Origin of the sequence: Arachnia propionica (genome assembly GCF_900637725.1) — a bacterium.
Lineage (GTDB): Bacteria > Actinomycetota > Actinomycetes > Propionibacteriales > Propionibacteriaceae > Arachnia > Arachnia propionica.
In genome coordinates, this window is sequence record NZ_LR134406.1 from 3,151,833 (window position 1) to 3,174,565 (window position 22,733).

The following is a 22,733-nucleotide window of genomic DNA, read 5'->3' on the forward strand; positions in this document are numbered from 1 at the left end:
GCGACTGTCGTCCGTTCGTCCGACCGACAAGTACACTGAACCCGCGATGCGAGAGGAGAACGCGTCTTGACCAACAAAAAATATCCGCGGCTCTTTCGCGGCGGTGACCCGGAACGTCGGCACGACGACGTCACGGGTGGGTTGAGCGACGAGTCAGAATCCGAACAGACATCCATCCGCCCCCACAAGGTGTCGGATCACGGATCGAAAACCTCGGGGAAAACCACCTCTCGCAGCGACGCCGACTCCTCCGAGGGGGGCCGCAGGAGTTCCTCGAAAAGAGACAAGGAATCATCGAGGAGCAGGGCGGGTGGTTCACGCGACGGCGCCAAGAGGGCCGAACCGCGCAGAACCAAGGACGATAAGGACGATTCCGCCCCCAAACACGCCGCCGGCACCAAGGGGCCGTTGGACAGGTCATTCAGGCGCAGCGCCACCCTGACCGTCGCCAGCGCGCTGCTGCCGGGGCTCGGGCTGACGGGGGCCCGGCAGCGCTGGGCAAAAATCCTGGGGGTGCTGCTTCCCGTCGGTTTCCTGGGCGGCCTGGTCCTGTTGGCGGTGCGCGCCGTCATGAACCCGGAGGTCGCCATCGGCTGGGCCCTCAGACCCGGGATCCTTCGCGGCACCATCCTGGTCCTGATCGTCGCCGCCCTGGGTTGGGCCTTCCTGATCACCCTGACCCACCTCATCACCAGACCCAAGGGCCTGGCCACAGCGAAGCGGGCCATCGGGGCGGGCCTGGTGGTCGCCCTCACCTTCGTGGTCTCCGCCCCCTTGGCGGTGGCCGCCCGCTACACCCTGTCCCAGCTGCAGCTGGTGGAGAAGGTCTTCGCACCCGAGGTCCAGGCCAGCGGTCGTCCCGAAGTCGACGTGAATGCCAAGGACCCGTGGAAGGACACCCCGCGTCTCAACATCCTGCTGCTCGGCGCGGACAGCACGGGCAGCCGCATAGCGGACAACAAGGGAACCTACGTTCCTCGCACCGACACCATCATGGTGGCCTCCATCGACACCGCGACGGGCAACACCACCCTGGTCCAGATTCCCCGCAGCGTGGAGCGCACACCGTTCCCGGAGGGCAGCAAGCTGGCGAAGCTGTTCCCCCGCGGTTTCCGTGGCGCCGGTGACAGCTCGGAGTGGTTGATCAACGCCATCTGGGAGCGGACCGTCAGCAAGGACTACCCGGAGATGGCCGAAGCCGTCGCACCCGCCACCTATCCCGGCGCGGAGGCTCTGAAACAGGGGGTCGAGGGTATAACCGGACTGCACATGCACTACTTCGCGCTGGTCAACATCGACGGCCTGCAGCAGCTGATCGACGCCATGGGTGGGGTGAAGCTGAACGTCAACCGGAAACTCCCCATCGGCGGCGACCACCAGACCGGCGCCCGACCCCACGGCTGGTTGAAACCCGGCCCCGACCAGCTCCTTGATGGCTACAACGCCATGTGGTACGCGCGGAGCCGTTTCGACTCGGACGACTACGCCCGCATGGCCCGCCAGTCCTGCCTGGTGAACGCGGTCATCAAGCAGGCGAACCCGACGACGCTGCTCACCTCCTACGAGGGCATCGCCCAGGCCTCCTCGGACATGGTGATGACCGACATCCCGCAGGATGTGCTGGCCCCGCTGGCCCAGCTGGCCTTCAAGGTCAAGGACGCCTCCGTCTCACGGCTGGCCTTCGTGCACGGCCAGAACGGGTTCGACGCGGGCAACCCGGATTTCACGCTGATGCGCAAACGGGTGCAGGACGCCATCAACCCGCCCGCCCCGACGAGCGAACCCACGGCGAGCACCTCCACCGCGCCGTCCCCGGACCCCAGCACCGCCAAACCTTCACCGACACCGACGAAACAGACCTCCTCGGCGCAGCCCAAACCCTCTGCGACGTCCTCCGATGCGGCCCCGTCGACCACCGAACGGGTCGCGGACGCCTGCGCCTACCACCCGGAGGAGTGAGCGGTCCGGGCGAACGCGGCGAGAGTGGGATTCGAACCCACGGAGAGTTGCCCCTCGGCCGCTTTCAAGGCGGCTGCACTAGTCCACTATGCGATCTCGCCGTGCGGGATTCATTCCGCGGAGCCCATCTTAGGGGTTGACAAGGTCGAACGGGATAAGGTGCCCCTCAACCCCCTCGAGCCCGGTTGAACCGGCATGTGAACGCGCCTTCCCTTGAAGCCGGTTGAGCCAGCACGTGAGCGCCAGCGAACGGCTGAGTCGAAACCACCTGGCAGCCGAACAGCAAACCTGACCACCAGTCCCCCAAAGATGCACAAGATGGTTTCGACACGACCAGCTCGCTTCGCTCGCAGGCCGGCTCAACCAACTTCCACCCCCACAAGCCAGTTGAACCGAGCCGCAAGGAACGAGCGACCCGAGTCACCCCCTCGAAGCCGGTTGAGCCAGCACGTGAACGCGCCTTCCCTCGAAGCCGGTTGAGCCAGCACGTGAACGCCAGCGAACGGCTGAGTCGAAACCACCTGGCAGCCGAACAGCAAACCTGACCACCAGTCCCCCAAAGATACGCAAGATGGTTTCGACACGACCGGCTCCTTCGTCGCAGCCCGGCTCAACCAGCTTGGCGCGGGATGGTTTCGATACGGTCGACTCAACCGAGGTAACGCGGGGAGAATGGTCCGGTGCCACCCAAGTCACCGCTTCCGCCACGCCACGGGCTGCAGGCCGCATGGGTCCGCACCCCCGACCGCGGGGCGCCCGCGCCGTGGACGACGATGCGGGAGTTCCTGCTCGACAAGCTGGGACCCGGCCGCGACTGCGTCGACCCGATGCTGGCTCGCGGTGGCTTCGTCGACGAGCACGGCGCGCCGTGGCGGGGCGACGAACCGTACCGGCCCAACGCCTTCGTCTGGTTCCACCGGGAGTTACGGCCGGAGGCCGAGGTGCCGGGCGCGTTGGAGGTGCTGCACCGCGACGAACGGGTCGTCGTGTTCGACAAACCGCACTTCCTGTCGACCATTCCGCGCGGCAGGCACGTGCTGCAGAGCGCCGTCGTGAAAGGCAGGGCGACCACGGGACTGCCGGAGTTGTCGGCGGCGCACCGGCTGGATCGCGGCACCGCCGGGGTGCTGCTGATGACCACGGGGAAGCGGTGGCGCTCGGCCTATCAGGACGTGTTCGCGCGCCGCGAGGCGAGCAAGGTCTACGAGGCCATCGCCCCCTTCGACCCGGACATCGGGTTCCCGCAGGTGGTGAGGTCGCACCTGGTCAAACGCGTGGGGGTGCTGCAGGCCGAGACCCTGGACCTGCCGCCGAACTCGGAGACGCGGATCGACGTGATCGAGGTGCGCGGCGCGTGGGCCCGCTACGAGGTCCGTCCCCGAACCGGCCGGACCCACCAGATCCGCGCCCACTTCAATCAGCTCGGGCTGCCACTGCTCGGCGACCCGCTCTACCCGGTGATCTCGGAAGTGGACATCGACGACTTCACCACCCCGCTGCGACTGCTGGCCCGGGAGCTGTCCTTCACCGACCCCGTCGACGGAAACGAGCGGCGTTTCACGTCGCGTCGGCGGCTCACCTGGCCGGACGAGGTCGCATGACCCTTCCCCGTCCCCTCCTCCAGTTTTACCGCCCCTCCCCCGGTTTGCTGGCCTTATCACCTATTTGCTGGCCTTGTTGATGTTTGCTGGCGTCACAGCGCAGGCAAACGTGAACAAGCCCAGCAAACCGACATCAGGGCCAGCAAACCAGCAACAAGGCCAGCGAAACCGCTCTGCACACAGCCCGTCGAGTCGGCGTGCGAGAGGATGGGGGTCGTGTACACGGAAGGTTCCCTGGGGTGCGGGCGCACGGTGTGGCGGTCGCGGGGCGCGGCGGCCGCGGTCGTTCCCGCCGACGGCTGCATCGACGTCATCCTGCGCGGCGACGACGTCCACCTGGCCGGCCCCTCCACCGTGTGCATCCCCACCAGCCCCGACGTCGGCGAGACCATCGGTGTCCGGTTCGACCCCGGACTGGCGGCCAGGGTGCTGCGGTTCAATCCCGCCGAGGTTCGCGACCTGGCCGCCCCGCTGCGGGATGTCGTCGGGGCGATCCGCGCCGCGGAGGTCGCGCGAATCCTGCGCACGCTCCGCTCCTTCGGAACCGCTCCCAAGGTCGACCTTCTGACCTCCCCCGCCGACGGCTGGGTCGGGTTGGTTCGTCGCGCCGCCGCTGCCGGGGCCGGTGCCGCGCAGGTGGCCGGGGAGATCGGCTGGTCCGCCCGACACCTGCGACGCCGGATGCTCGCGACCTTCGGGTACGGCTACGGCGCCCTGGTGCGGGTCGCGCGGATGCGACGGGCCCTGTCCCTGATGGGGCCGGGACGCGGATCTCCCGCGGGCCCGGCCGCCACGCGCTGGTTGAGCCGGGCCGCGACGAAGGAGCAGCCCGAGTCGAAACCCTCCTTGGCTGCTGTGGCGCACGCCGCTGGATACGCGGACCAGGCGCACATGACCCGCGATTTCCGGCTCCTGGTGGGCCGGACCCCGGCTCAGGTGGCGGGCAGCCAGGCGTAGAGGTCAATCGAGTTGCCGTCGGGGTCGTGAAGCGTGGCGTAGCGCTGCCCCCAGTGCGCGTCCCACGGTTCGACGTGTCCGTGATGCCCGGCCGCCACGAGGTCGCGATAGACGCGGTCCACCTGCCCCGGGCTGCCCATGTCGAAGGCCAGGGCGATGCGATGCCCACCCGTCGGGACCGTGTAGCCGGCGTCGAACCCGCGGATGACATCGACGCTGTCCCATGCGATGACGGTGCCGTCGCCGAGTTTCGCCTCGACGTGCGGGGCGTCGTCGGAACCTGCCGGGACGGTGATGCCCAGAGCACGGTAGAAGGCCAGCGACGCGGCCATGTCGGAGGTGACGATCCCGATGAAACCAAGTGTGAGAGCCATGTGACCACGCTATTGACCGCCCGGAGTCATCGTCTTGAACGAAACGGACACGACACCTCCCCACCCCTTGACCGGCCACACCAGGCCCCACCACCCCGTCCCCTCCCACCGGTTTTGCTGGCCTTACAACCCATTTGCTGGCCTTGTTGATGTTTGCTGGCGTCACAGCGCAGGCAAACGTGAATAAGCCCAGCAAAACCGGATTAAGGCCAGCAAACCGGATTCGACGGGTGGCCGAAGGTTGGGCGAAGTCCCGGAGGTTGAACGGGGTCCCGGGCGGTTTTCTCACGGCAGGTGCGCAGGTCCGCGCATAGACTTCGTCCCATGCGAGCTGTCATCGTCGAGGAGCCCGGGGACGTCGAGGCCCTGACCATCAAGGAAACCCCCACCCCCACCCCCCAGCCGGGGGAGGTGCTGGTGCGCACCGTCGCCGCGGGCGTGAACCGCGCCGACCTGCTGCAGCGCCGCGGCTACTACCCGCCCCCGAAGGGCATCACCGACATCATCGGCCTGGAGGCCTCCGGTGTCGTCGAGGCGATCGGCGCCGGTGTGACCCGCTGGAGGATCGGCGACGAGGTGGTGGCGCTGCTCGCGGGCGGCGGCTACGCGGAGTATTTCGTCGCCCCCGAGGGGCAGCTGGTTCCCCCTCCCCCCGGGGTGGATCTCGTGACCGCCGCGGGCCTGCTGGAGGTGGCCGCCACCGTCGTCTCGAACATGGACGTCGCAGGTTTGAAGACCGGTGAGACGCTGCTGGTCCACGGCGGGGCGGGTGGGGTCGGCACCTTCGCCACCCAGTACGCCAAATCCCTCGGCGCGCACGTCGTCGCCACCGCCGGCAGCGACCCGAAGCTGCTGCACTGCCTGGCACACGGCGCCAAGGTGGCGCTCGACTACCACGGCGACTGGGTAGACGGGGTGCGCGAGGCCACCGGAGGTCGTGGTGCGGACGTGATCCTGGACATCATGGGCGCCAAATACCTGGAGGCGAACGTCAAGGCCCTCGCCAAACGCGGCCGCATGGTGGTGATCGGCCTCCAGGGCGGCACCAAGGGCACCCTCAACCTGGGGCTGCTGCTGCAGAAGATGGGCACCGTCACGGCAACGTCGCTGCGGTTCCGGCCGGTCGCGGAGAAGGCCGCGATCTGCGCCCGGGTGGTGGAGACGGTGTGGCCGAGGGTCGGCAACGGCGAGATCCGCCCCGCCCCCGAGACCCGCGTCCCGTTCGACGAGGTACGCCGGGCGCACCAGATCCTCGAATCCGGGGACAACGTCGGCAAGCTGGTGCTGGTGTTCTGACAGCCCACGGCCGAAGACGCCCCCTAGACGCCGGTCGGCTCGAAGCCATGATGACCGCGTCCGGGGTCTTGTGGTCAGGTTTTGACTACCGGTTGCAGGGTGGTTTCGACACGGACTGCTCCTTCGTCGCAGTCCAGCTCAACCAGCTTTGCTCTGCCCGAAGCTGGTCGAGTCGAAACCCGAAGCAACCATACCCGGGGACTCACGGTCGGGCTTGTCATCCGGCCGCCGATGATTTCAACACGGACCGCTCCTTCGTCGCAGTCCGGCTCAACCAGCTTTGCTCTGCCCGAAGCTGGTCGAGTCGAAACCCGAAGCGACCATACCCGGGGACTCATGGTCGGGCTTGTCATCCGGCCGCCGATGATTTCGACGGACCGCCCGTTCCTCGCGACCCGACTCAACCAGCTTCAGGGGACGGTGATTGGTCGGGCCAGCCGTGGCGAAACCACGGTGCAGATGCCTGGGATGTGCATTCCGGGCGCGGGGCGACGCCGTTCCGCGAACACCTTCCACTAGGCTGGCGGAGTGACCAAGGTTCTCACTTCTCTTCCCGTCGGCGAACGCGTCGGCATCGCTTTCTCCGGTGGTCTCGACACCTCCGTCGCCGTCGCCTGGATGCGCGAGTCGGGTGCCGTTCCGTGCACCTACACCGCCGACATCGGCCAGTACGACGAAACCGACATCGCCTCGGTGCCCGGCCGCGCCGAGGTGTACGGGGCGGAGATCTCCCGGCTCGTGGACTGCAAGGAAGCGCTCGTCGCCGAGGGACTCTCGGCACTGGCGTGCGGAGCCTTCCACATCCGCTCAGGAGGTCGCGCGTACTTCAACACCACCCCCATCGGCCGGGCCGTCACCGGCACCCTGCTGGTGCGGGCCATGGCCGCCGACGACGTGTCGGTGTGGGGCGACGGCTCCACCTACAAGGGCAACGACATCGAACGCTTCTACCGCTACGGCCTGATGGCGAACCCGGAGCTGCGGATCTACAAGCCGTGGCTCGACGAGGCGTTCGTCTCACTGCTGGGCGGTCGCGCCGAGATGAGCACCTGGCTGGCCGAACGCGGCCTGCCCTACCGCGACTCCAAGGAGAAGGCCTACTCCACCGACGCCAACATCTGGGGAGCCACCCACGAGGCCAAGACCCTCGAGGACCTCGACGTCTCCCTGGAGACGGTGGAGCCGATCATGGGCGTCAAGTTCTGGGACCCGGCCGTCGAGATCCCGACGGAGGACGTCTCGATCCGTTTCGAACAGGGCCAGCCGGTGGCGATCAACGGCCGCCGTTTCGACAGCCCCGTCGCCCTGGTGCTGGAGGCCAACGCCATCGGCGGCCGCCACGGCCTGGGCATGAGCGACCAGATCGAGAACCGCATCATCGAGGCCAAGTCGCGCGGCATCTACGAGGCCCCGGGCATGGCGCTGCTGTGGATCGCCTACGAACGTCTCCTGGCGGCGATCCACAACGAGGACACCCTCGCGAACTACCGCTCCGAGGGGCTGCGGCTCGGTCGGCTGCTGTACGAGGGCCGCTGGCTGGACCCGCAGTCGCTGATGCTGCGCGAGTCGATCCAGCGTTGGGTGGCCTCCGCCGTCACCGGTGAGGTGGACCTGAGGCTGCGTCGCGGCGACGACTACACCATCCTCGACACCCGCGGCCCGAACCTGTCCTACCAGCCGGAGAAACTCTCCATGGAGCGCGTCGAGGACGCGGCCTTCGGACCCACCGACCGCATCGGGCAGCTCACGATGCGCAACCTGGACATCGCGGACTCCCGCGAACGCCTCGAACTGTACGCATCCCAGGGCACGCTGCTCGCGGGTCACGTCAACCTCATCGGCACCCTGGAGCAGGGCGGAGCGGCGAAGATCGCCGCCCTCGGGTCGGGCAGGACCACCGAACAGGTCGAGGACGCGGCCCTGCGCTCGGCCATGGACTTCGGAACGGACTGACACATCCCCCTTCGCCACCGGGTGGACCAGACCCATCGCGGCCTGATCCACTCGGAAAGCCTGTTTAGGACCCTGAGCATGAGCCGCTTCCTGAAATCCCAAGCCTGGAGGCCCACTGGGTTGTTGATGGCGTACGGCGCCCTGACGCTCGTGTGGGTGGTGCTGTGGCGCTTCCCGGTGCTGATGGCCGACGACCGGTTCTTCGCCATCGCCTCCGAACTACCCCGGGGCCAGCAGACCTGGGCGGTGATCGAGAAGATGTTCGACGACTGCTGGCGCTTGATCAACGGACGTCTCGCCGACGGTTTCGGAACCATGCTGTTCGCCTTGGGCAACACGGCACTCCGGTTGGCGATGGCCCTGTTCTATGTCGCGCTGACCGCCATTCTCTGGTGCTATCTGCGTCTGTCGGCCGAGGCGTTGCGGCGGCCGTTACCACGCTTGTCGTTGGGGGCCGGTTCGGGCGCCGCATGGGTCTGCTGGTCGCTGGCCGCCATTTGGCCTTTCACCCTGATCGGTCTCAGCACCGGGGTCGCGGGTGAGAGTGTCATGCTGATGGCAGCCGTCTGGAACTACGTGTTTCCCCTGGCCCTGCTGTTGTTCGCTCTTTATCCCCTGTTCCGCCGCTGGGCGGGACGGCCGATGCCGTGGTGGGCCGAGTTGCTCTCGGTGCCGCTGGTGTACGTGAGTTTCCTGATGCACGAACTGGTCACCGTTGCGGGCGCGGTCCTGGTGGCCGTGGCATTGCTCACGGCGCGTTCGAGGGTGTGGACGGTACCGGTGGGGCTCATCACGGCCAGCGCGATCGTGGGCGTGTACGTAAAGTTCACGGCACCGGGGCTGCGGGCCCGCACCGAGACCTATCAAGGCATCGACCCCGTCCTTCTGACGAGTCTGCGCGCCAAAGCGGTAAGCGCCGCGATGGCCCTGAACCTGTGGCCGCAACGCGACCTCAAGCTGCTGCTGGTGCTGGCCCTGGCGCTCGGCCTGGCCGTTCACATGGCGTGGCGCAGCGGCAGGTTCTCCACGTCACGGGCCCGCCTGCTGCTGGCCACCCTGTCGTTGATGTTCCTGTCGGTTCTCGCCTGGCTGGTAGCGAACATGCACTTCATCCGCGAGCAACGCCGGGTCGGCACGACGGACCTGGATGCCATCAACAACCTGCTCGGCGAGGCGATCCCGGTGCTGGCCGCGGCCGGAGGGTTCGTCGCCTGCACCTTGGTGGTGGTGTTCCTGCTGCCCAAGGGCTTCCTGTCACCCCTGACCACGGGCACCCTGCTGGCGGCCTTCCTGACTACTGGGGCCGTCGCCTATTCGAGTTCACCGCACTATGCTTGGGTGCACAGGACGCTCTACATGCCGGGGATCCTGGCGGTCTTGGTGGTCGTCATGATCTGCGCGGACGTTCTCAGCAGCGCCGGTGAGGCGACACGCCCCGAGACCAGGACGACTTCCCTCCTGGTACCCGTCCTACTCGTCCTGGTCGGCCTCCACTCCCTGGTGGTGACGGGCACCCAGCTGGCAGCGAACTGGGCCGCTTGGCGAAACGTCGAGCATCAGGTAGCGGCCGTCAAGGCGGGACAACAGGACACGGTCACGATCCCGATCACCCTGCCCTGCTCCGACGTGATGTGGTACTTCAACGGGTCAAACCTCGAACGCACCGCACACCAGTGGCGGATCTACTACGGCCTGGACAGGGACGTGCCGGTACGGGTGCGGGTTCCCGAGACCGTCCACTCCTGCCCGATCCAGTGAGGCTCGTTCAACAGCCCCCACCCCAACCAGCGCAACTCCACGCCATGGTTTCGACACGGCCAGTTCGCGGAGCGAGCTGGCCGGCTCAACCGACTCCGAGGAAGGGCGCCAGACGCTCGGCCGAGACCCGGCCGTCGTGCCACTTCTCGGCGAACGCCCGGTTCTCGGCCGCCCTGGTGCGCAGTTCGTCGCGGCGGTCACGAATGGACGCGACCACCTCGTACAGGTCGTCGGGGGTGGCCTCCAGCAGATGCGGCGACTCCGGCAACCGGTCACGAACCGCCTCGTTCATGCGCCCGACGCACACCCGGCCCGCGGCCATCGCCTCCACCGCCGCCACCCCGTAGGACCCGAACATCACCTGATCCACCACCACGTCACAGGACCGCACCAGCTCCCGCAACTGCGCGTGCGGCAGGCCCGAAGGCGCGACGTACTCGATGGCACCCTCGTCATGAAGCCGCCGAAGCACCGGATCGATGAACTGGGTGCCCTTGATCGGTGGTTTCCGCTGCGAGGGAACGTGCACCACGAGGGGTTTCTCACGTTCCAGCAGCGGCGCATCCGAGGCCCACGCTTTGACGTCTACCACCACCGGCAGCCACGTGCTGAAGGGCAGGTCAAAACCCATGTCGGGGGTGGAGTGGAACACCGGCCAGCCACAGGAGGCCGCAAAACTCCGGTTGAGTTCTGTGCGGCGGATCAGCGAGGACCGCCACTTCTCGTCGCCAACGGTGAAATAGGACCACTGGTCGCGGGCCATGTGCGCCAAGGGATCGCGCACGTCGGAGCCGTGCGCAATCAACGCCATCCAATACCCCATCTCCGCCAGCCTTCGGGCATCCGACTGGAAATGGGCGGCACGATCCCATCGCGCGAAGGACATGAAACCGTCGAGCGCCACGTGGGTGACGCCGTCGAACAGACGCCCCGCACGCCACCCCCACGCGACGGGGGCACGGAACCCGATCCGGCCGAGCAACTTGTCCACCTCGAAGTGGAAACCGCCTCCACGCAACGGCACCCCGGAGAACGACCACGCCTGCGCCGGAAGATTCGATGCGACGGCCCGCGCCCATGCAGTCGCCTGCCCGGCATAGTTCGACGGCCCGATGGCCAGAACAGGACTCATGCGGCACAGGTTATCCCGTGGGTAGAATCGCCTGCGGCAGCGCGCCACATTCACCGTTGGAAGGAAATGTTCGTGAAGATCGCCGTCATAGCACTCGGCAAGATCGGGCTGCCCCTGGCAGTCCAGTTCGCTGACATGGGCCATGAAGTCGTCGGCGTCGACGTTCAGCAGACCGTTGTGGACAAGGTCAACGCCGGAACCGAGCCCTTCCCGGGCGAGGCCCATCTCCAGGAGAAACTGTCGGTGTTGGTCCCGGCCGGGAAGTTGCGCGCCACCTGTGACTATTCGGAGGCCATTCCGGGAGTCGACGCGATCGTGATCGTCGTCCCGCTGTTCGTCAACGACGAGACCTGGCAGCCCGACTTCGGCTGGATGGAGGCCGCCACCCGGTCCTTCGCCGAGCACCTCACGCCGGGCACTCTCATCTCCTATGAGACCACGCTGCCGGTTGGCACCACCCGGAACAGGTGGAAGCCGATGATCGAGGAGATCTCCGGTCTGGAAGAGGGCAAGGACTTCCACCTGGTGTTCTCCCCGGAACGCGTGCTCACCGGGCGGGTGTTCGAGGATCTGCGGAAATACCCGAAGCTGGTCGGCGGGCTCTCACCCGAGGGTACCGCGAAGGGCATCGATTTCTACGAGCAGGTTCTGACCTTCAACGAGCGCCCCGACCTGCCGCAGGGCAATGGGGTGTGGGACATGGGGTCGGCGGAGGCCGCGGAGATGGCCAAGTTGGCTGAAACCACCTACCGGGACGTCAACATCGGGTTGGCCAACCAGTTCGGGAAGTTCGCCGCCGCTCATGGGATTGATGTCCACAAGGTCATCGACGCCTCCAACTCGCAGCCCTACAGCCACATCCACCGGCCCGGCATCGCCGTCGGCGGGCACTGCATCCCCGTCTACCCGCGCCTCTACCTCTACACCGATCCGGAGGCCACGATCGTGCGTACCGCCCGCGAGGCGAACATGACCATGCCCGGGTATGCGATCGGTTTGGCCGAGGGTGTGTTGGGTGACCTGAAGGGCCGCCGTGTGGTGGTACTGGGTGCCTCCTACCGGGGCAGGGTGAAGGAGACCGCGTTCTCGGGTGTGTTCCCCACCGTCGAGATCCTGAAGTCCAAGGGCGTTGAAGTACTGGTGCATGATCCGATGTACACCGACGAGGAACTCGCGGCGTTCGGGTTCACTCCCTACCGGTTGGGTGAGCCGGTTGATGCCGCGATCCTCCAGGCCGACCATCCCGAGTACCTCGACCTCACCCCCACCGACCTACCCGGAACCCAGGTCATCATCGACGGACGCGGCGTCCTCGACCCGGCCCGCTGGAAGGGTGTCGCCTACCGCTCGATCGGTGACGGCACCGCCCGATGAGCAGGGTCCGTCACCTCTCGTCCGTCCACGATGTCCACGACACCCGCGTCACCTACAAGGAGTGCGCCTCCTTGGCGGCCGCGGGTCACGACGTCGCCCTGCTCAACTGCCACGACGGCGACATCGAGGTGGCGGGGGTGCGGGTGATCGGGCTGGGCGCGCCGCGCGGCCGCATCGACCGGATCCTCCGCAAGACGTGGGCCATCTTCTTCCGTGCGCTGCGGGAAAGAGCCGACATCTACCATTTCCACGACCCCGAGCTGATGGGGGTCGGGCTGGCGCTGCGGCTGTGCGGCAAGAAGGTCGTCTACGACGTCCACGAGGACGTTCCGCTGCAGATCATGAACAAGACCTGGATCCCGGGCTGGTTGAAGAAACCACTCTCGGGGATCACCCGGGTGCTGGAAGGCATCTCGGGCAGGGCACTTAGCGCGATCGTCGCCGCAACCCCGTCGATAGCTGCGAAGTTTCCGGCACACAAGACGGTCGTGGTGCAGAACTTTCCCGAGAAGGGCCTGGCGGACCAACGCAACGACAAGCCCTTCCGGGACCGCACCAACGCGTTCATCTACGTCGGTGGGCTGTCCGAGCAGCAGGGCCTGTTCGAGATGCTGGCGGCCTTCGAACACCTCCCCGGCGACGTCACCGGCCTGCTGGCGGGCAAGTTCAAACAGCTCCAGGAACAGGCCGAGGCGCATCCCGGCTGGCGGCACGTCCACCACCCCGGCCCCCTGCCTCGCGACGAGGTCGTGGCCGGGCTGCGTGACGCCCGGGTCGGGCTCGTGCTGGACCACCCGATCAGCAACTACGTCGAAGGCTATTCGACGAAGATGTTCGAGTACATGGCCTGCGGCCTGCCTTTCATCGCCTCCGATTTCCCCCTGTGGCAGCGGATCGTCGCCGAACACGACTGCGGCATCACCGTCGACCCGTTCGACACCGACGCCGTCGCGAAGGCCCTGAACCACCTGCTGGAAAACCCGGAGGAGGCGGCCCGGATCGGAGAGAACGGGCGGCAGGCGATCCTCCACACGTACAACTGGGACATCGAGTTGAGAAAACTCCTGTCCTGCTATGAGAGCCTCTGACCGTGTTGATTGTTCCCAAACGAATTCTCGTACTCGCCCCGCACACCGATGATGCCGAACTCGGCGCGGGCGGGTCGATGACCAAGTGGCTGGAGGCAGGGGTCGACCTGCACGTCGCCGTGTTCTCGACTGCCGAGGAGTCGCTACCCAACGGCTCCGCCCCGACCCGGCTGGCCGACGAATGCCACGCCTCCCTTGACGTGCTCGGGGTGAAACCGGAGAACCGGCAGATCATGCACTACCCGGTGCGCAAGCTCGGCTACCACCGCCAGGAGGTGCTGGAGAACATGGTGGCGATGGAACGCCAGCTGAACCCCGAGTGGATCCTGATCCCCTCCGGCGCCGACCTGCACCAGGACCACGCCACCATCCACGACGAGGCGATGCGCGCCTTCAAACACAAGACCCTGCTGGGCTACGAACTGCCCTGGAACCACATCACGTTCTCCGCGTCGGCGTTCGTTACCCTCGACAAACGCCACCTCGACAAGAAATGGGATGCCCTGACGAAGTACACCTCGCAGCTCGAAATGGGCAGGGCGTACTTCACCAAGGAGTTCCACGAATCCCTGGCCAAGGTCCGCGGCCTCCAGGTGAAACACGACTGGGCCGAGGCGTTCGAGCTGATCCGCGTCGTTTTGTGAGCCGAACATGATCGTAACCATCCACCAACCGAACTTCGCGCCCTGGACGGGCTACTTCGACAAGATGACGAAGGCGGATGTCTTCGTCCTGCTGGACACGGTGCCATTCACCAAGGGCGGGTTCCAGAACCGGGTGAAGATCAAGGGACCGGGCGGGCCGCAGTGGCTGACGATCCCGGTGCACACCAAGGGCCGACTCGGTCAGCTCACGCGCGACGTGGAGACCAACGAGCTGAAGCCGTGGCGCGGCGACCACGTCAAGACCCTTCAGACCCTGTACGGGCGCTGCCCCGGTTTCGAGACGGCCAAGGCGATGCTGGAGGCCGTCTACGCCCGCGAGACGACGAACCTGGCCGATCTGTGCACCGACCTCATCACCCGGCTGCGCGACCACTACGCAATCCCGACGAAACTGGTGCGCGCCTCGGAGCTGGAGGCGACCGGCTCGGCGTCGGAGCTGCTGGCCGCCATCACCGCGGAACTCGGTGGGGACGTCTACCTGTCGGGCCCCTCGGGTCGCAACTACCTGGACGAGTCTGTGTTCGCGGAACGCGGCATTGCGCTGGACTACCACTCGTTCACCCCCACCCCCTACCCCCAGCCGCACGGTGACTTCGCGGGGGGTCTCAGCATGCTCGACCACCTGGCCTCGGGCGCCGATCCCTGGTGGTGACGGGGGTGTGAACCGGCTGGGTGCAAGAATGCGGTGACCACCGGCCGGTCTGCCACCCCGGATGAGACGCGTCCCGGCGCCGGATCACCGTCCGCGGCCCAGCCGGAATCGTCGCGCTCCCGGAGGAGACACCCAGATGAGCACCAACCCACCAGCCCGGGAAACCACATCCCCGGGGGCTCGGCAGGGCATGTGCGTCCCGGCGGTCCTGTTCGGGGTCGTGGTCGTGTTCCTGGCACAGGGGATCCTCGAACGGGTGGTGCGGCGGGCCCAGCAGGGTTTTGCTCCCCCCGGGTCGAACGTCCAGACCTTGGCCGCATCCACCCTGATTCTCCCCGCTTTGCAGGTGGCGGTCTGCATCCTTTTCCTGTTCCCATGGGCCCTCCTCGGCGACCGTTACGGGCCGCGCCTGCCCTACGCCGGCGGCCTGTTCGTGTGGGCGCTGGGGGTGTTCGCGGGGAGCTGGTCGGGTTCGGCGGAGTTCCTGCTCGCGAGCTACGCGCTCCAGGCGGCCGGGGTGGCGGCGGTGCTTCCCGCCGCGCTCGCCGTCGTCACGAACGCGCAGTCGTACCGGGGCGGTTTCCTCACCGGCCTGGTCATCGCCTTTCCTGCGCTCCTCCACCTGCCGGGGTCGCTGATCGCCGACCTGATGGCCAGGTCGATGGACTGGCGGGCGGCGCTGCTGCTGATCTCCGTCGCCGCCGTCCCGCCCCTGATCCTGGGCTGGTTGGCGATCCCCTCCGGTCCCGTCGAGGCCGGACCCGACGACGGCCCCGCCCTGGAGAGCCGCCCCGGACGGGGTCGCACGGTGGTGCAGACCCTGCTGCTCGGCGCCGTGTTGTTCGGGTTCCGGATCCATCTGGAACTGGCCTTCTCCGCGCACTACGACCAGCTCACCCTCAGCGGCGCCGCCGGGTATTTCAGGGCCCACAACGGCCTGGTCAACTTCCCCTTCATCGCGGGACTTGCGGCAGGATTCGTCGTGGGTGCGATGATCGCGGGAGGCCGCACGAACACCTGGCTGGCGTGGTTGATCGCCGCGACGGGCGTCGGGATCGCGTCGGTCCCGCTGCTGCCCTTCGACATCGCCGTCCTGACCGGCGCCGTCCTGGCCTCGGCGGGGCTCGGAATCGGGTTGTCGGGACAGCTGGTCGCGCTGTTGCGTCTCGCTGCCGGGAACCGGATCTCCCGGGCCGCCGCCCTTTTCCAGGTGGCCCAGAACCTCGGCTACGGGGTGGGGATCGGGGTTCCCATGGCCCTGATCCTCGCTCTGGGAGACACCGTCACACCGGATGCAAGGGTCCATCTGTTCCTGGGCTGCTCCCTGATCCTGCTGGTCACGGGACTCGTCCTGGCGCTGAGGAAACCGAAGAACCGGGTGGCGGCGCAACGAGACAGCGAAGAGTAAACGAAGCGTCGGATACAATCGCCACGACCGGGAAAACCGGTTACGACATCAGCGAAACAGAAATGACGATCCGCCCGGGAATCCAGCAGACCACATCGCCGAACAACCAACAAAGGCTGCACATCGCCTCGGTGCTGTTCGGGATCGCCGTCGTCCATCTCGCTCAAGGGTTTTTCCAGAAGGCAGGGTGGATGGCCTTCCAGAGTTCCGGGGTCCTTTCCTCGGACCATGGTGTCCTCCTGAGTTCGGCCTTCACGATTCTGAAGGCGACGGTCTCGGTCGTCTGCCTCATCCTCTGGGGCGTTCTCAGCGACCGGTTCGGGCCGCGTTCGATCTGGATCTCCGGGATTCTCCTGTGGGCTCTGGGCACCTACGCCATGGGCTGGTCGGACTCCCCGGGTTTCCTGTTCGTCACCACGGCCGTCCAGACAGCCGGGATCGTTGCGCTGCTTCCCGCGGCGTTCTCAGCCGTGACGAAGGCACATCCCGAAGCCCACGGGCCCTTAATCGGTTTGCTCTGCGCCTTCCACGGCTCCCTCCCAATGATCGCCTCGCTGTACCCCCCCGAGCAGGACTGGAAAGCGACGCTGCAGTCGGCACCCATCGTCGCTGTTCTCCCGGTCCTCCTCGGTTGGTTCGTGCTCCCCCACTCCCCCGCCGAGGTCGCGATCACCCGGCCGGCACGGCCGCACCGCTCCTCCGGGAAACTGCCCGCCCTGGCGCAGACGCTGCTGTTCGGGGCCGTCCTGTACGGAATCTGGTTCTACCTGAGCTCCTTCACGCTGAACAGCGGCGGACACATATCCGAACTCGCCAGGCTCCGCATGGAACTGATCGACATTCCATTCATGCTCGGCCTGGCTGCCGGGTTCATCGTTGGTGGGGCGGTTTCCGGTAAGCGCGACCTGACCTGGCTCGCCTGGCTGATCACGCTGGCCGGCGCGGTGATCTCGCTGACCCAGCCGTCCTTCCCCAGCGCCCCGATCGCGTTCGGCCTGGCGTTGGTCACCGCGGGCGTCGGGTTCGGGTTGCCGGGTCAACTGATCGCCCTGCTGCGGCCCGCACCCAGGAACCGGCCAGGGTTGTTCAGCGGCCTGTTCCAGGCAACCCAGATCCTCGGCAACAACGTGGGCACAGGACTGCCCCTGCTGCTGGTTTCCCTGATGCACGCCGATCCGGAGATCACGTTCAAGATGTTCCCGGCCTGTTCCCTGACCCTGCTGGTGGCGGGTCTCGTCCTGGCGGTCGTCTTCAGGAACCGGGTGACGCCCGGCGTCGAAGCCCCCTGATCGTCCCCGTCCACCGCGTCGTCGTCACCCCGCCGGGCGCGGCGGAGGCCCGCCGACCTCACGGGCACAGGCGAACGCGAACAGGGTCGGCACGACGGTCGTTCCCGACCGACGGCCCCGGAAATCGCGGGACCCGGCGCCACCGCCGTTCCCCGGTTTCCCGCCGATTCCCCCGGACCTGGCAACGGACACAGGAAAAACCATTGACCACGTCATCCGGTCGGACGACAAACAAACCTGAACATTGTTGAAGAAAAAATTGCCCCGGTTTGCCGGTCCGGTTAGCGGGACGGGCAAAGCAGCGGTAAGGTCCTGTCTGCGGAATCTCAGTTAACCAAGGGCAGGTTCGCCACCCGGGACTGACTCGACCATCGCTTAGAGTCGGATCACCAAGGCGCCCTGACCGGGATAGGAACTCACCTGGAACCTGCCCTGGTGCCGAGGAGACGGCTTCGCGTTGCGAACGAATGACAACTACGAGGTATTCATGTGGGATAAAGAGCCGCTGCTGGCGGTCCGGGGGATGCGGAAGTCCTTCGGTCGGCTCGAGGTGCTGACCGGAGTCGACATCGACCTCCGACACGGGGAGGTGCTCGGCATAGTCGGCCCCAACGGAGTTGGAAAGTCCACCATGGCCTCGATCATCGCCGGCTACACGTCGGCCGATGAGGGAGTGGCCAGTCTCTCGGGTGGGCCGTGGGATCCACGGCAGATCATGCTCATCGACCCCCAGAACGAGCTGGATCCGAGACTGACCGTCGTCGAGGCCATGTTCCGGCACGTCGAGGGGAGACCCAGCCTCACGGAACTGATGACCCGCGCCAAACGAATCCTCTCCGAGACCGGCATCCCCCTGTCCCCCACCCACCGGCTCGGCGGTCTCAGCCACACGGAACGCCGCATGGCCGAGGTGGTCCGCATGCTCGCCGACCCGCGTGAGGTCATCGTCATCGACGAACTCAGCAACGCCCTCAACGCCGACGAACTCGAGGACCTGCGCTACGCCCTCAACCGGACGGTCGAGGAGGGCCGGGGCGTCCTCTACATCACCCACCAGCTGGAGGAGGCGCTGCGGCTGTGCAACCGGGTCGCGGTGCTGCGCGACGGCAAGATCGAGCAGATCTTCGATTCCGCCACCACCACCGTCGACCAGCTCACCGAGGCGATGTTCGGTTCCGTCATCGAGATCACGCCGCGACGCGCCAACGCCACCGCCGACGTCGTGATGGACGTCGTAGGCCTGGAGTGCACCACCGAACCGGTCTCCTTCCAGCTGAACCGCGGCGAGGTACTCGGCTTCACCGGTTCCCGCAGCTCGGGTGTCGAGGAGGTGCGCGACGCCCTGATCGGGAAGCGCCCCGCCTACATGGCCTCGCTGACCGTCGACGGCCGCGCCGCCCGCATCACCGCCCCCCGCGACCTGCCGTCGCTGGGCATCGCGGTGCTGACGAACATGCTCGACCCGGAGAGCGAGGCCCACGCGGCCCGCAACATCGTCATGCTCGACGGTGAGGAGGACGTCGACGACGAGGCCATTGAGGACACCACCCGGATCCTGCTCATGCTGAAGGAGTCGGAGGACCGGATGAGCGAGCTCCTGCACCGCCCCACGCAGTCCACCGGTCAGCGACGCTGGCAGCAGATGCAGGAGATCGCCAGCCAGAACGCCCGCATCATGATCCTCATCCAACCCACCGACGGCCTCGACATCGCCACCCGGGAACGTTTCGTACGCCTCCTGGAGGAGATCACGGGCCGCGGCGTCGGGGTGTTGCTGTTCACCAGCGACGAACGGGAGCTGCACCAGTTCAGCGACCGAGTGCTGGTGATGGCCGACGGCGGGATCCGGGAGGAATGGGACACCAGGACCATCACCACCGAAGCCACCCGAGGGGCGTGACCGGCCAGCACGGCGTGCGACGTAACGCTGGCTTTCTTGACCGGAAAGCCAGCTTAATCGTCAAACGCCAGCGCTGTAGGGCTGGCGTTTGACGATTAAGCTGGCGCGGCCACCCGGATGGGGGCGACGAATCATTCGCGGCCGCTGGAGATCCACTGCGGCGGCGTGAACGACAGGTCCCGGGATCCCTGTACCAGATCGGCAACGGCATCGAGTCGCGCCACCTGGTCGTCGGTCAGCCGCAGCTGCGCCGCCGCAGCGTTCTGCCGGACCCGCTCAGCGGACCGGGTGCCGGGGATGGGAACCACCGGCAGGCCGAGCCGCCCGGTCCGGTCCAGCAGCCAGGCCAACGCGACCTGCGCCAGGGTCGCATCCAGCTCATCGGCAACCCGGCGGATCACCTGGAGCAGTTGCTGGTTGGCCTCGTAGTTCCTGACGAACCGGTCCTCGGATCTGAGCATCGATCCCGCGATCCGTTCCGGTGTCAACGCGCCGGTGAGGAACCCACGTCCCAGCGGGCTGTAGGGCACGAACCCGGCCCCCACCTCACGGGCAGCGGGCACCACCTGGGCCTCGACGTCACGCGACCACAGGCTCCATTCGCTCTGGACCGCGGTGATGGGGTGGACGGTGGCGGCGGCCCGCAGTTCGGTAGCGGTCACCTCGGACAGCCCCAGGTGACGGACCTTGCCCTCCGCCACGAGGTCGGCCATGGCTCCCACCGTCTCCTCGATCGGCAGGTCGAGCTGGCGGCGGTGCATGTAGTACAGGTCGATGGTCTCGACGCCCAGTCTCCGCAGCGATGCCTCACAGGCCGACCGGACGTAGGCGCGGTCACCGCGCGTCGCCGGAGCGTCGGGGGTTCCGATGAGACCGGTGATGCCGAACTTGGTGGCGACCTGCACCTCCCCCCGACGCTCCCGCAGCAGCTGCGCGAACAACTCCTCGTTCGTGCCTGCCGGACCCTGGGTGCCGGGCCGGGGTTCGCCGTAGACGTCCGCGGTGTCGAGGAACGTGATGCCCGCGTCGACGGCGGCGTGCAGGGTCGCGAGGGCATCGGCGGGATCGGTCTGCCCGTAGACGTGACTCAACGCCATCCCGCCGAAACCAATCCGGCTGACGTTCAGGCCGTGGCCCAGATCAATGATGGGTACCTGGTGCATGTCATTCTCCCAGTGCTCGTTCATAGTTGGTGATCTTGTGGTCGAGGGCGCCGAGGTCGTCAGCAAGCTGGTTCAGCTGCTGCTGGACGGCGTCGCGATGCCGCCTGAGCAGAGCCAGGCGACGCCGGTGCGATGACTCCCCCTCGGCGACCAGCGTGATGTACTCGCGCATCTGCTCCACCGGCATCCCGGTACGTCGCAGCCTCACCAGCATCTGAATCATCCGGATCGCCCGTCCGTCGTAGCGGCGGTAGCCGTTGGAGGTCCGGTCGATCACCGGGATCAGTCCCTCGCGTTCATACCAGCGAAGGGTGTCGCGGCTGAGGCCGGTGATGTCGGCCACCTCGGCTATCCCGACGGCAATGCTCCCGGCCTGCCGCCATGCCGAGGCGGCCAGGTCATCCGCGGACCGGACGACGACCCCCGCGGCGCGGAGTTCGTCGAGGGCCGCGAGGTGTGCCTCACCGGTGGTGTCGGCGCAGGCGTTGGACACCACGGTCACCGCATATCCACGATCCAGGGCCGACAGGGCGGCGAGCCGGATGCCGTGGCCGGTCACTAAACCGGTCAACACGACGTGCTCGACCCCGAGGCCCCGCAGGGTCTCGTCGGTTTGTGCGACGTCGAAGATGTCGCGGTCGTATTTGGTGATGACGGGCTGCCCGCGTGGTTCGAAACCGTCCACGAAAGCGGCGTCCGGATGATCGGGATCGGCACGGTCGTCCCCCGGGGTCGGAGACAAATACCGGGTGCTGATCACCGGCCAACCGAGGTTAGCCAGCAAACGCCGGACCTCCCGTCCCAGATGCGCCGACCACGGGTCGTGGGCAAGGGCGAGAACCCAGTTCTGCCAGTCGATTTCAAGCAGTGCACTTCGCATGACCCCACACGCTAAACATTGGAGTTCACTCCAGGGCAAATGCGATCCGAACCTCTCGCGCTCCACACCATCCCAAAGAGCCAGTCAGTTCCGCGAATCCGGCATGCCGTCGGAATCAGCGACCTGGCCGCACGGAGGAATCGGATCGCCGACCGGTCGGGCGCACAGTTCTCGCGCCCATGCCAGGCAACGATCCTTCACGGCCCGCAGCTGTTCCGGGGAAACCTCGTAGATCGCGACCTCGAAGGGCTGAATACGGCCAACCTCTTCCAGGCGCCTGACGAACTGAGTGATCTCAAAACCGAGATCGGCTCGATGACCCAGTTCGATGAGCCTCCGGTCCCGGTATCTCCCTGAAGCACGTATGCGATCCACATCCAGATAGTCGCGGGCCTCGCCTCTCGAAAAAAGAGCCGCGACCTTGTTGCCCACTGCGTCATCGGGCGCGAGCACCGGCCCAACTGCAAGGCGAACCGGATCCTCCGCACGCCAATCGACACCCAGATCGACGGTCACAGCCGGCTCCGCGGAGCCTCTGCTGAGGACGAGTCGTGAAAAACAGGGATGCTGTTCCCGGATCTCCACGTCATAGCCTGCTTCTTGAAGGGCAGCGACGACTCGCTCCAGCGCCGAGGCGAATTCGTGCTGCGCGGACTGTGTGGTGAACAGGTCCACGTCCTCGGTAGGGCGATTGATGAATCCGTGTTCACGAATGGCACCAGACCCAGCCAGCGCGAACCCTGCTTCCGGGCCTGCCGCCTCCAGGGCAATCCTCGCGATCCTTCTCTGCTCGGAGGCATCCCGGCTCATGTGCGTACCCGGAGTTCGGGGAAACGCGTTTCCCACAGGTCCCGCACCCTCTGGTCCAGGTTGATCACGGGCCACAGCTCGATGAGACGATCCCGGTTGAGTAGACGTTCCTGTTCGGCCACCCGCCCTTCGGTGAGCAACGCCTGGTAGGCCATGCGCCGCCCCCCCACATCATCCACGTCGATCCCCACGCGATCCTCCTGCCAGCGAACCCCGTGCGGAAGGTCGATCAACCCGTGATAGGGGCCGCGCAGGGCGTCAAGAGTCGTCGGCGCATGGCAGGGCTTCACGTCCCGGAACCGAACACGTCCCGCAACCACACCGGTCACCATGAACCTCCCAGCGCTCGTGAGCCATCAGCATCTCGGCCTGTCGGTCCAGTGTAATGAGGTCGCATCGCTGGCCATCAGTTGATTCGCGGTCCCGGCGGCACCGTCCTGATCCGGCGACGCTGTCGCGCCCCTGATTCACAAC

At 66.8% G+C, this 22,733-nt stretch carries 19 protein-coding genes and 1 tRNA gene; 13 read left to right on the forward strand and 7 right to left on the reverse strand.

Annotated features, from left to right (window positions below; genetic code table 11):
- Positions 1–66: 66 nt before the first annotated feature.
- Complete coding sequence (locus EL272_RS14065; protein WP_061787559.1) at positions 67–1,959, forward strand: LCP family glycopolymer transferase; 1,893 nt, start codon at positions 67–69, stop codon at positions 1,957–1,959.
- A gap of 16 nt (positions 1,960–1,975) precedes the next feature.
- Here the strand turns inward: EL272_RS14065 and EL272_RS14070 are convergent.
- Positions 1,976–2,060: transfer RNA gene (locus tag EL272_RS14070), tRNA-Ser, on the reverse strand.
- Positions 2,061–2,732: 672 nt separating this feature from the next.
- On the opposite strand from EL272_RS14070, the gene EL272_RS14075 reads away from it, so the two are divergent.
- A complete protein-coding gene (locus tag EL272_RS14075) occupies positions 2,733–3,560 on the forward strand; it encodes a pseudouridine synthase (protein WP_061787558.1) in 828 nt (275 codons plus the stop codon).
- A gap of 216 nt (positions 3,561–3,776) precedes the next feature.
- Positions 3,777–4,517: a helix-turn-helix transcriptional regulator gene (locus EL272_RS14080; RefSeq protein ID WP_061787557.1), complete on the forward strand. Its 741-nt coding sequence runs from the start codon at positions 3,777–3,779 to the stop codon at positions 4,515–4,517.
- Here the strand turns inward: EL272_RS14080 and EL272_RS14085 are convergent.
- Positions 4,493–4,891 carry a VOC family protein gene (locus EL272_RS14085; protein ID WP_014847866.1) on the reverse strand — a complete coding sequence of 133 codons (399 nt, stop codon included), beginning with the start codon at positions 4,889–4,891 and terminating at the stop codon, positions 4,493–4,495. The genes EL272_RS14080 and EL272_RS14085 overlap by 25 nt on opposite strands.
- A 324-nt stretch (positions 4,892–5,215) precedes the next feature.
- Here EL272_RS14085 and EL272_RS14090 point away from each other — a divergent pair, with 324 nt between their 5' ends.
- From EL272_RS14090 to EL272_RS14100, 3 genes are all read left to right on the forward strand, one after another.
- Positions 5,216–6,187, forward strand: a complete 972-nt coding sequence (locus EL272_RS14090) for an NAD(P)H-quinone oxidoreductase (protein WP_061787556.1) — start codon at positions 5,216–5,218, stop codon at positions 6,185–6,187.
- 528 nt (positions 6,188–6,715) lie between these two features.
- The gene (gene argG / locus EL272_RS14095) at positions 6,716–8,140 is read left to right on the forward strand and encodes an argininosuccinate synthase (protein WP_061787555.1); all 1,425 of its coding nucleotides are present in this window, start codon (positions 6,716–6,718) and stop codon (positions 8,138–8,140) included.
- A 78-nt stretch (positions 8,141–8,218) separates the two neighbouring features.
- Entirely contained in the window at positions 8,219–9,898 is a 1,680-nt protein-coding gene (locus EL272_RS14100; protein ID WP_126409501.1) for a hypothetical protein, read from the forward strand.
- Between the two features lie 85 nt (positions 9,899–9,983).
- Here EL272_RS14100 and EL272_RS14105 read toward each other — a convergent pair whose 3' ends face one another.
- Positions 9,984–11,030: a glycosyltransferase gene (locus EL272_RS14105; RefSeq protein WP_061787553.1), complete on the reverse strand. Its 1,047-nt coding sequence runs from the start codon at positions 11,028–11,030 to the stop codon at positions 9,984–9,986.
- Positions 11,031–11,102: 72 nt separating this feature from the next.
- On the opposite strand from EL272_RS14105, the gene EL272_RS14110 reads away from it, so the two are divergent.
- The 7 genes from EL272_RS14110 (at position 11,103) to EL272_RS14140 (ending at position 19,406) form a co-directional block, all read left to right on the forward strand.
- The gene (locus EL272_RS14110; protein ID WP_061787717.1) at positions 11,103–12,404 is read left to right on the forward strand and encodes a nucleotide sugar dehydrogenase; all 1,302 of its coding nucleotides are present in this window, start codon (positions 11,103–11,105) and stop codon (positions 12,402–12,404) included.
- On the forward strand, positions 12,401–13,492 hold the full coding sequence (locus EL272_RS14115; protein WP_061787552.1) for a glycosyltransferase family 4 protein: 1,092 nt from the start codon (positions 12,401–12,403) through the stop codon (positions 13,490–13,492). Before EL272_RS14110 ends, EL272_RS14115 begins: the two co-directional genes overlap by 4 nt.
- 2 nt (positions 13,493–13,494) lie before the next feature.
- Positions 13,495–14,136, forward strand: coding sequence for a PIG-L deacetylase family protein (locus EL272_RS14120; protein WP_014847874.1), 642 nt, complete (start codon positions 13,495–13,497; stop codon positions 14,134–14,136).
- A gap of 7 nt (positions 14,137–14,143) precedes the next feature.
- Positions 14,144–14,809 (forward strand): WbqC family protein, encoded by a 666-nt coding sequence (locus EL272_RS14125; protein WP_014847875.1) that lies wholly within the window; start codon positions 14,144–14,146, stop codon positions 14,807–14,809.
- Positions 14,810–14,945: 136 nt separating this feature from the next.
- Complete coding sequence (locus EL272_RS14130; protein WP_082793823.1) at positions 14,946–16,217, forward strand: MFS transporter; 1,272 nt, start codon at positions 14,946–14,948, stop codon at positions 16,215–16,217.
- 62 nt (positions 16,218–16,279) lie between these two features.
- Positions 16,280–17,506, forward strand: a complete 1,227-nt coding sequence (locus EL272_RS14135) for an MFS transporter (RefSeq protein WP_014847878.1) — start codon at positions 16,280–16,282, stop codon at positions 17,504–17,506.
- Between the two features lie 457 nt (positions 17,507–17,963).
- Entirely contained in the window at positions 17,964–19,406 is a 1,443-nt protein-coding gene (locus tag EL272_RS14140) for an ATP-binding cassette domain-containing protein (RefSeq protein ID WP_014847879.1), read from the forward strand.
- A gap of 131 nt (positions 19,407–19,537) precedes the next feature.
- Here the strand turns inward: EL272_RS14140 and EL272_RS14145 are convergent, their stop codons facing one another.
- From EL272_RS14145 to EL272_RS14160, 4 genes are all read right to left on the reverse strand, one after another.
- Complete coding sequence (locus EL272_RS14145; RefSeq protein ID WP_014847880.1) at positions 19,538–20,569, reverse strand: aldo/keto reductase; 1,032 nt, start codon at positions 20,567–20,569, stop codon at positions 19,538–19,540.
- A 1-nt stretch (position 20,570) separates the two neighbouring features.
- Positions 20,571–21,449, reverse strand: a complete 879-nt coding sequence (locus EL272_RS14150) for an isochorismatase family protein (RefSeq protein ID WP_081490353.1) — start codon at positions 21,447–21,449, stop codon at positions 20,571–20,573.
- Between the two features lie 84 nt (positions 21,450–21,533).
- Positions 21,534–22,259 (reverse strand): nucleotidyl transferase AbiEii/AbiGii toxin family protein, encoded by a 726-nt coding sequence (locus EL272_RS14155; RefSeq protein WP_014847882.1) that lies wholly within the window; start codon positions 22,257–22,259, stop codon positions 21,534–21,536.
- Positions 22,256–22,591, reverse strand: coding sequence for a hypothetical protein (locus tag EL272_RS14160; protein WP_014847883.1), 336 nt, complete (start codon positions 22,589–22,591; stop codon positions 22,256–22,258). Before EL272_RS14160 ends, EL272_RS14155 begins: the two co-directional genes overlap by 4 nt.
- Positions 22,592–22,733: the final 142 nt, after the last annotated feature.